Source organism: Cereibacter sediminicola (assembly GCF_007668225.1).
Lineage (GTDB): Bacteria > Pseudomonadota > Alphaproteobacteria > Rhodobacterales > Rhodobacteraceae > Cereibacter_A > Cereibacter_A azotoformans.
In genome coordinates this window covers 1-10005 of sequence record NZ_VDEK01000059.1, presented here as the reverse complement: position 1 = coordinate 10005, position 10005 = coordinate 1, and the positions used below count along the sequence as shown (strand labels likewise).

The 10005-nt window shown below is 59.3% G+C and carries 5 protein-coding genes; all 5 read right to left on the bottom strand.

The genetic code is table 11. The features are described 5' to 3' along the window. Positions 1-94 precede the first annotated feature (94 nt). Complete coding sequence (locus FG154_RS19610) at positions 95-511, bottom strand: JAB domain-containing protein (protein WP_342779089.1); 417 nt, start codon at positions 509-511, stop codon at positions 95-97. Positions 512-660: 149 nt separating this feature from the next. After that, positions 661-1860, bottom strand: a complete 1200-nt coding sequence (locus tag FG154_RS19605; RefSeq protein WP_145111609.1) for a DUF932 domain-containing protein — start codon at positions 1858-1860, stop codon at positions 661-663. 274 nt (positions 1861-2134) lie between these two features. Beyond that, on the bottom strand, positions 2135-5254 hold the full coding sequence (locus FG154_RS19600; protein ID WP_145111607.1) for a sacsin N-terminal ATP-binding-like domain-containing protein: 3120 nt from the start codon (positions 5252-5254) through the stop codon (positions 2135-2137). Beyond that, positions 5254-8808, bottom strand: coding sequence for a DEAD/DEAH box helicase (locus FG154_RS19595; protein ID WP_145111604.1), 3555 nt, complete (start codon positions 8806-8808; stop codon positions 5254-5256). The genes FG154_RS19600 and FG154_RS19595 overlap by 1 nt, the downstream gene beginning before the upstream one ends. Positions 8809-9197: 389 nt before the next feature. Continuing rightward, a complete protein-coding gene (locus FG154_RS19590; RefSeq protein ID WP_009820080.1) occupies positions 9198-9602 on the bottom strand; it encodes a single-stranded DNA-binding protein in 405 nt (134 codons plus the stop codon). Positions 9603-10005 lie beyond the last annotated feature (403 nt).

The following is a 10005-nucleotide window of genomic DNA, read 5'->3' as shown; positions in this document are numbered from 1 at the left end:
GAATGGGTGACCGGATCAGATCGGAATCCCTGACCGGATCACCCCGGAACGCGCACTTCCTCGAAGGGGCAGCGGTGACGGGTCCGATGGGCCCTCAGAGCTTGCCCAAGGCTCGTAGGCTCAGCTCCGTCCCGGCGCCGACGATGATGTGGTCGTGCAGCGTCAGGCCGAGATACCTGCACCCCTTCTGGATTTCCTTGGTCATGCTGAGATCGGCCTCGGACGGCGTCGGATCGCCCGAGGGATGGTTGTGGATCAGGATCAGGGCGCTGGCGTTCAGCATCAGCGCCCGCTTGATCACCTCGCGCGGATAGACCGGGACATGGTCGACAGTGCCGGTCGAGAGGAGCTCATCGGAGATGATGCGGTTCTTGCGGTCGAGGTAGAGCACGTGGAAGCGTTCGACCGGGCCGCGAACGCTGAACGCGCAATAGTCCATCAGCGCATGCCAACTGCCGATAACCGGGTTCTGGCTAAGGTAGCGGCCGAGGATGTCACGGGCCGCGAGGATGACGGTTTCTTCCTAGGGGGTCATGGGGGTCTCGCTGAATTGCACGCACCGAAGCTCCCTGCCCTCTCGGGGCGGGGCGAGTGGCATGCATGTGGAAGGGAAGTGCGCGACCGCCGCCGATGCAGGCGGTCGCGTTGTCGAGCCCGGCGTCAGCCGACCCGGTCGAGGAGCTTCTTGGCGCGCCCTTCCATCTCGAGCCGGGCATCCTGCTGGGTCTTGTCGCGCGCAAGCCGCGTAATGCCCTGCACGAAGTCGAAGATGCTCTCGGGCGGGCGGCCCTCTTCCATCAGAACCTTCTCGATGATCTTGCCGGACTCTGCCTTCGAGAAGCCGCGCTTGCGCAGGAAGTCATCGCGATCCTCGTCCGTCCGCGCCACGACTTGCTGCCGCGCCGCCTTGATGCCATTCACGAAGCCCTGCGGCGAGGAATTGGCGAACCGCGTCAGCGCGGGCGCGGCCTCATGCGCGAAGCGCGAGGCCGCGTATTTCGAGTGACGGATCTTGATCTCCTGAAAATCCTCGACGCCCCAGAGATTGCGGTTCTGGCACACGGCCCGCAGATAAAAGCTCGCCATGCCGAGGGTTTTCGCGCCCACCTCGGAGTTCCAGCAATAGAAGCCCCGGAAATAGAGATCGGGGGAGCCGTCCGGCAGGCGGCCCGCCTCGATCGGGTTGTGATCATCGACCAGGAACAGGAAGACATCGCGGTCCGAAGCATAGAGCGTGGTCGTGTCGCGGCTGATCTCGACATCGGGGTTGTAGACCCCGGTCGACCAGTCAAGCACGCCCGGCACCTTCCAGCGCGTGTCGCCGGTGCCATTGCCCGCGATGCGCTGAACCGCCTCGACCAGCTCAAAGTCATGGATGCGACCATAATCGGGGCCGGTGACCGCGCGCAGTTCCGTGCGACCATCTTCGGTCTCGAAGGTCTTCACCTGCTCGGCCCGGTGGTTGGTCAGGCCGTATTGCAGGTTGATCCCCGCCAGCGGCGCGGGCAACTGCCGCAGGTAGGAGGCCGGTGCGCCGACGATGCTGGCCAACTGGCCAAAAGCCCAATGCGTGGGTGCGACCGGTTCATGTGCCTTCGGCAGCATAAGGTGCAACCGCTCGGGGTTGTCTCGCGCGGCCTCGACCCGGATTTCCGCCGTCTGCACAACCCGGCTGCGGCTGCGTTCCGACCGGCCCTTCACATTGGCCCAGAGATCGTCGAGCGACAGATACCGCTCGTCATCGGGCCGGTTGAACCATTCGGACGACACCCGCCCGTTCCGCTCACCCCGGCTCACATCCACTTTCCAGCCACCAGCCCGCGTCGGCGCGACCGGATCCAAAACTTCCACAACGCCCATCGTCTATCTCCCGCGACGGGCGCCGGGAGCCACTCTCCCGAACCCTCAACCCGTCACCGGAAAACCGGCCAAACTCGCACTCTTTGGAGCCCTAAAGGCCGAGAGCCGCCTGAGGGCATGGGGTGTAGAAATCTCACTGGCGACCTCGTCAGTCTGCATGGTAACGATGGAGCATCCTTGAAGTTCAATCTAGCCGGTGAGAGAAGTGGGAGTGGGAGAAGCGCCGCTGGGACATTCTCTATAAAAGCTGCTCAGCGGACTGCACCGGCGGCGGCTACGGTGACGGTTCTGACGTTTCGGCATCGACCTCGATCACCTTACGCAGGTCGGCGATGTGCGTATTGGTGAACTGGATGGTGGTGTTGGCCTGGGCGAGGATGACTTCGAGCTCGTTGCCTTCCAGTTCAAGGAACATAGGCAACATCAAGTCCTTCGAGCCATTGGCATACATGAACATTGCCGCATGGTTGGGGCAAAGGCACAGATAGTTCTGAAAGTACCTTCTCTTCAGTGCCGGCAAGAATTCGACGCGCTCGAAATATGGCGTCCCGTCGTCCAAATTGAACGGCATGGGGGCTTTGCACAGTTGGCAGTATAGCGCGCCATCCCGCGAGTACTGGCTTGTCAGATACATGGAAGTTTCGGCTTTGACTTCCTCACGTCCCACGGAGACGCTGCGCGTCTTTTCGACGGTGGCGCGTTCTGCGGCGTCGCGCGCTTTCTCGCCAACACGTTCGGCCCGACGCTCTGGATTGCGCGAGTCGTGCTCAGGAAATTCCGGCTTCGCCTTCAAGTGCTCAAGCGTATCGAGCAGCGTCTTACGCTCGTCCGGCGATGCCTCTGACAACCTTTGGAGCCACTCTAGCGCATCAGCACCGACGAAACCTAGCTCTTCTGCTGCCGCCTGCTTCCTGTTCTGGCTTTCAGCGGCTGCGGCGGCCTCGGCTTTTGTCTTTTCGTCCTGTAGAGCAATCGACTTGCCGAACTCGATGGCCTTGATCCAGCCAGCGCCCGGCTCGAACACGAAACCCTCCGGAAGCAGTTCCGCCCTTGCCACTGTCGGCCGGACGAACGTGTCACCTTGGGGAACCCACGCTCCTTTTCGAAGTTGATGGACGAGTTGAGAAGCAGCCCATCGGCTACCTCCCGAGACATTCTTTCTGTATTGCGCTTGCAGCACAGAGTCACCACGCGCAATCATCGTCCGCCAAATCAGATGAGCGAGCCGGAGCGATATTCCAGATACTATCTCGTTGAACCTATCAAACTTGTAGTCCCGATCGACAGGCGAGGTGTAGCGCTCTCCCCATACGCCTGAAAGATAGTCCCAGCTCGGGTTCTTGCTGCACGATGAATAGGCAATATCAATATCGGTTTTTGCGCCAAGATCGCTTAGAAACTTGCCGAGTTTCCGAGAATCGATTGGCATCGATTCATAGAACTCGGCGAGAGGTGAAATCAGCCTCGGGTATCCAACAATCCCGTAGTACTCGGCGAGGCCAGTATCACAGAATGGATTGTCGAGTAAAATTTCCTTTGCAGAATGCCATTTTTGGTCGGCACCCATAAAGATCTTGTATTCAGCAAGCAAACTGGCAGCAGAGCGATTATCTTCGACCAGCTTCATAAAACGTCTGAGATGAGAGAGATGCTCGCGTTCTTTCAAGACGCGCTCGCGCGAGGAGTACTCTTTCTTCAGCAGTGCCTCGACGAGCTCAAATTCACCGATCTGAGTAACACCGACCTCTTCGAGAAACTTTCTTGCCAGCTTCTGCTGGGCCTTGCTCTTGCCGCCCTCATAGAGGGTGGGGTCAACGCATGGCACTATTCCCGAGTACTTCCGTTCTTCGTCCGGAAAATAGCAGTCTTCCCCAAGCGACAAAGAACCGTCGTCCAGCCTGACTATGCGACAGTCCGACAACTGCTGAAGCTCATCCTGAGTATCAGGATCATGGGCAAGGATCGCATAGCACTGCTGGAACCATTCGACAGGCTTCCCTTGCAACCATTCCAGGAAGTCCTCCTCAGGGTTGCTCCAGTTGTTGTCGCTTGCTGCGCCTGAAATATGCTGCAGAAACTCCGAGACGTCCCACTCGGTGATCGCAAGATCGGACATGAACCGTTCGACTCTGGTGCCCTGCAGCGCCCGATTAGCGGCCCATTTTGGTGGGGTCCCCTCGTATTCAATCAAAAACTCGATGTCGGCTTCATTCAGCAGCTCCTTGAGCGCCGCTTTGGCCTGAACGAGGTCGTCCGCAGGAGCGTGGCTCTTGTCGTAAGCCGGCATCAGCGGTTCTGACTTGAACGCCGCCTGGATCGCCTGCCGCACGGGCACGTAGCGGTTGCCCAGATCATCCTGCTTATTGGGAAGCACACCAAGAAATTCCGGCGTCAGGAATCCGAGGTCACGGACACGGTGCATCGCCGCTGCCGACAGCGCGGCAAGTTGTGCGAACAAGGGAGTATTGACCGGCGTTTCCTTAATGCTCGCCCGGCTGAGCTCAGGAACGAATGGGGCATGGAGGTGGAACCTTAGCCCGGACGTTTCTTTTTCAGCGGGGAAAAACACGGCCACCTGGCCAGGAACCGCAGCAACCTTCAACTGTTGCGCCAGCGGCAGGCCGGTTTGCAGGCTTTCCTTGCCCTGCAGAAACTCCAGCGCGAAGGCAATGGCAACGCGCTGATTGGGCAGGCCTTCGACCGCTTCGGTAAATCTCAGGAAGTGGGCGCTGGAGGTCTTCTTGCCGTTGGTCTGCTTGAGAACCTCAACGTGTTCGTCGTCATGCTCGACCCGCAACACGTAACCGTGGTCGGCACCTTCGATCGCCCAACTGATGGTGTGAATGTTCGACAGGAACAGTAGGGTCGTCTCGGCCAGCTCACGAAGGCCGGCAGCGACCTCCTGATGCGCAAGGTCAGCAGGCTTCTTGGGGTTATTGAACGGCAGCCAGAATCGCGTCCACCCGGATTTGACGACTTCGCCACTGCATTCCTCGGGCATGACCAGCCGGGAGATGCGGAAGCTGTACTCACCAGAGGTGATCTCTGGCGAAACCGTGTAAACAAAGACTGATTTGAATCCAACGCCGAACTTGCCAATCTGGTCGGCGGATTTCTTCTTTGAGCTGTTATGGATACCGGTAATGGCGCGGACATCGCCTTCATCGAAAAGCTTGCTGCCGTTGTGCTCAAAACGGCATCCCTCGCTGGTCAAGGTGAACGTAACCTCTGTGGCTTTCGCGTCCTCGGCATTCTGCAGCAGCTCGAACACGAAGTGCGCCTGATCGGGATAGAAGTCCTCGAAGATGTCGAGGTTGATGTCCCCCTGGTTAGCATCCAGGCCTTCGAGAAACTTGCGCCGCTGCTCAGAGAGTTCTGTCAGAAAGCTCGACATCACGCGCGCCCCTTAGCCACGATCGTACCAATGAGCACCGGCATGGCCCGGACATCGCCTGTTTGACCGGCATTCTGGATTTCAGAAACCCGTCGATCAAAGTCGGCTTCTGCCCTGGCAAGCTCGCTCTGCTTCATCAGCCGTATCTTCTCGTTAGTCGCCTTGCTGAGCTGGTCTTGGAGCGTGTTCACACGCGCCCTATGGCTTGCCGTCAGGCTCTGCATCCGATGCTCGGCAAGTTCTTGGTTGGCAGCGATGTGGTCGGCCTGCGCCGAAGACCATTTTGCATGATGCAGCCGGTCTAGCGCCTCGAAGTCGGACGATGATTGTGTGATCTTCTGGATCGGCTCAACGGCAAGGGGCAGCAACTCCAGCAGCTTTTCCTCGACTTGCGGGTCTTCTGCTATGGCGACGAGTTCCTCGTCAGGCCTGATCCCGTGCTTTGCCCAACGATATAGGGCAAAACGATAAATGCCTTCCGGCAACTGATCATTGACTTCCAGGACGCATTGCATCGGCTCGTCGATCTCGAAGTAACGGGCCGCCTGACGCACAAGCGGGTGCAGGAGGGTCAGGTGCGTGATCTTGGGATTGTCAGTCGCTGCGCCCTGATCGAAAGTCACGGCAAGATTAGGATTGGCACCCTTGAGCCAGCGCTCCCAGTCGCGGGTGACCATGTCCGGCTTTCGACCGAGGGCACGGAAGTCGGTCAGTAGGGTGTTTCTGGCCTCCTGCGCCAAACGCAGGTTCTTGACCGGCCGGTCGCCCTGTATGTGCTGGGTATCCCCCGCCCCTAATCTGGCAGCCAGATAGCGCACGACGCATTGCTGGATAGCAGATGGTGCCAGCCAGAATGTCTCGGCGGCCTCAATTTCTTCACGCCAGGCCTGCTTCGGCAAGTTCAGCCCGAAGAGTTCTGATTGCTTGTCTTCGAGTTCCTGCTCTTCCCTGACTTTGCGAATACCGTTGTCGGCGAGTTGCTGCAGCCTTTCTGCGCGCTCTGCTTCTGTCAGGGTGAAGCTCTCGGCGATGTCGTGAATTTGCCGGGTGATCTGGCCGAGAATCTCTTCGCTGCCGCCAACAGCGTGCTGAAACACGCCGATGCGCAACAAGCAGCGCTGATAGATGTCTGCATCAACGGTGCCCGGCGTGACGAGGTTAACGATGCTGACGGTCTCGGCCTTCTGTCCGTAGCGATCGATACGGCCAATGCGCTGTTCGATCCGCATCGGGTTCCAGGGCAGATCGTAGTTGACGAGGAAGTCGCAGAACTGAAAGTCGAGACCCTCGCAACCCACTTCAGATGAGAGCAGCACATCGATTGCCTGCGGGTCGTCTTTGGGCAACGAGAAGCGCTTTCTGAGATCGGCCCGTTCGTCGTCCGGCACATCGCCATGGACAAGGCCGTAGCGCAGCCCTGATGCTTCCATGTGCGCGGCCAGATAGGCCAACGTGTGCCTGAAGGTGCTGAAGACGAGCGCTTTGTTATTGTCCAGCCGGGACTTATCGACCAGCGCCCGGATGAAGGCTTCGACCTTTTCGTCCTGACTGTCCAGACGCTCTGCCCGTGCGATCAGGTCTTCTATCTCGGCGCGGACTTCTTCGACGAAGCCAAAATCCGTGGTGTCGTCACTGTCCGTGGATTCCATGAACTCAAGCTGATCCAGCTTGCGGCCCAGGATGTCGCGCAGCATCGGGGCAAGGCCGTATAGGCAACTCGCCGCCTGCCGCCGCACCGTCGTCATCATAAACTTGACGTTCTGCTGACCGTGGCAGCGCGCCAAGATACGCGCGATCACACCGAGAAGATCATCATGGAAAGCCTGCTGTTCGTCGGTAAAGGGCACCGTAAGGGTTTGCGGTTTCCGGCTGGTGAATTCGCCAATATCCCGCCGTCTTGTCCGGTTGATGACGGAACTGAAGGTGTAGAGGCCTTCGAGCGCCCCAATCAGCGTGACCCGCGCAGCATCGTCAACGTCAGAGCGGCGCAGGTTGTCGAAAGCCGACTGGAAGGAGGGCGTTTCGCGCAGGAATAGCCGACCCCAATCCGTTTGGGCTGCCGCCTTCATTTGTTCGATGGCCTGCTCTTGCCAACCCTCTTCCTTCCGTCGGCACAGCCGAACGGCTTCGTTCAGATAGCCGTTCGGCTCGGCCATTTGCTCAAAGCTGGTCCTGTCGATCACCAGATCAGGTCTTAGGACATTGAGCAGGGTGAACAGATCGCCGCTGCCGAGCTGCACCGGCGTTGCGGTCATCAGCACGACCGCCTTGGCGTTGTCGCAGAAATACCTGATCCCCTGGTGCAGGAAGGTTTCAGGATTGCGGATATGGTGCGCCTCATCGACGATTACCAGATCAAATGCGGGAGCAGGTTCGAGATCGAGAAGCCCCTTGCTCTTGCGCCGCTTGCCTTCCGGCCCGAGCACCAACTCTGAGTCAAAAAGGGAGAATGGTAGGATCGCCTTGGCGTGTTGCTCCGGCCACTCGCCTTCCATGTCCGTTTCCTGCAGGCAATGACGAAGCAGCTTCCCGTCGAGCGGCGTGAATACCTCGTCGAAGCGCTTCATCTCCGCCTGCCATTTCTTCTCGGCGACCAGCGCTTTCGGGCAGATAACGAGAATCGAAGAGATGTCCATGCGGGCGCGCAGCTCACGCAGGATAAGACCAGCCTCGATGGTCTTGCCGACGCCGACCTCGTCCGCGATCAGCAGGCGCGGTCGATCGGAACGGATAAGCTTGAGCACCGGACGATACTGATAGGGAACAAAATTGACGCGGCCAGAGCGCAGCGAGAACAGATTGGCGCTGGAAGGCGAAAGCAAATGCAGGGCCGTCAGCCGCGCCCGAAAATCCTCGACGGAAATCGCAAGATTCTCCCCTTGCTCGTCAACGACGGCGGCAAGCTGGCTTTCATAAAAAGTGGCGTACTTGCCATCCTGGAAAACACGGTATCGCGGCTCCGCACCTCTGAGAACGACCTGCAGGATCGGCAGCCGCACCGACATATCCGAGCGGAGCGTTACGACCTCGCCCACGGCAAAGAGGTGCTCGCGATTTGTCGGTTGTTCGACGGGAGCCGGGTTATCGATATTGGCGGCCGCAGCCGACTTAGTTTCTGTTCCAGACATGGCCGTAAGAGCGTCGGTCTTGATCTTCTCAACGGCAGAAACCGCCGATTGCGAAGCTCCAATCAATCCAAGGAAGCGGCCGAGCGTGTCGGCGTCCCGGTACTGTTCACTGGGCGGCATGGTTTCTGAGGACGCATGGGCCCACTTGTTGCGGACAGTCTGCAGTTCCTTGACCCAGTTTCTGCCTTCGCGCGGTAAGTTCAGCGCCGCCGAGAGGTCATACCAGTTCTGGTCAACGACTCGCAGTAGGCCCGCGAAGTCGAGTTGGCGCAGTGTCGTGAGGTTTTTTTCTGTAATGATGCGCTGTTGCTGAAAGCTCAGGCGATCGACGACGAGTTTGTTCCACCAGTCTTCAGCAAGGCCAGGGAGGTGGTTTTGAAGGAATGTCGCTGTTTCGGCAGTAGCCAGCCTTATCTCATTGTGCATCGGCGTGCTCTAGGCGACTAGATCAAAAAAAATCGAACCAATAAAATGGTCTAGATTGGGCGTCAACAATTTCCGCATGTAGGCTCCTCCCGGGTCTTATCGCGACGAAGAGAGCACATAAGTGTCGGCATTTGTAGGGCAAAGACCGGCTATGATGATGATTGGACCGTGCCCGACGGCATCAACGTGACAAGGTGGGTCTGCGAGGATCCACAACGGACAACGGTCATGTCGGGGGGGCCCATCATCAGAGCCCTGCGGCACCTGTAAGACGGTTGGCTTGGAAATTCTGCCATGCAGCACTCCGGACAGTCGAGCGGCTGCTAAGGCCGGAGAGCTACCGAACCCGGCGGGTTTCCCCGCCGGGCCTGAGGGGGAGACCCCGTTCCTCAGAACGGGATCTCGTCGTCGCGGTCGACCAGCTCGGGGTTTTCGGTCTCGGCCGACTTCGGGCGGCTCAGGAAGTCGACCTTCTCGGCGATGATCTCGCAGCCGTAGCGGTCGTTCCCCATGCTGTCGATCCACTTGGTGTAGTGGATGCGGCCGTGGACGAGGACCTTCATGCCCTTTTCGCAGTGCTCCGCGACCGTCTTGCCGAGACCGTTGAAGCAGGTGATGCGGTGCCATTCGGTGTCCATGACCCGGTAGCCGTTCTCGTCGCGCAGGACGCGACCTTCCGAGAGGCGGGGGCGGGAGGTGGCGAGGCTGAAGTTGGTGATCTTGGTGCCGCCCTGGGTGGTGCGGACTTCGGGGGTCTGACCGATGTTGCCGGCGAGGATGACGATGTTCTGCATGGGTTCGCTCCTATGTGTCCTGTCTTAGGGACCGTCCCTTCGACAAGACCCGGAGAAAGCCCGTCGGGTGACGCGTGCACGGTGGACGGAACGGACGCCGGAAACCCCCAGAGGACCGGGGTGGAGCGGGCAGCCCCAAAGGGGCAACACGGCCCGGACTGACGCGGGGTTGCGCGCAGGCAAGCGAACGGGATTAGGGGATTGTCAGTCGAAGGGATGGCCCAGAAGCCAGAGATGCGCGGGGAGCCCATGCCAGAACTTGTTACCTTGCCAATCGGAACAGCCTGACCCCCAGTTCAGTACCTCACTGGCGACGATATGGCGACCAACAGCCTTTGCCACCCCTGCCTGTCAATCGGCATCCAAAATTGACCCCCAATCGGCGTCCAATTTTGACCCCCCG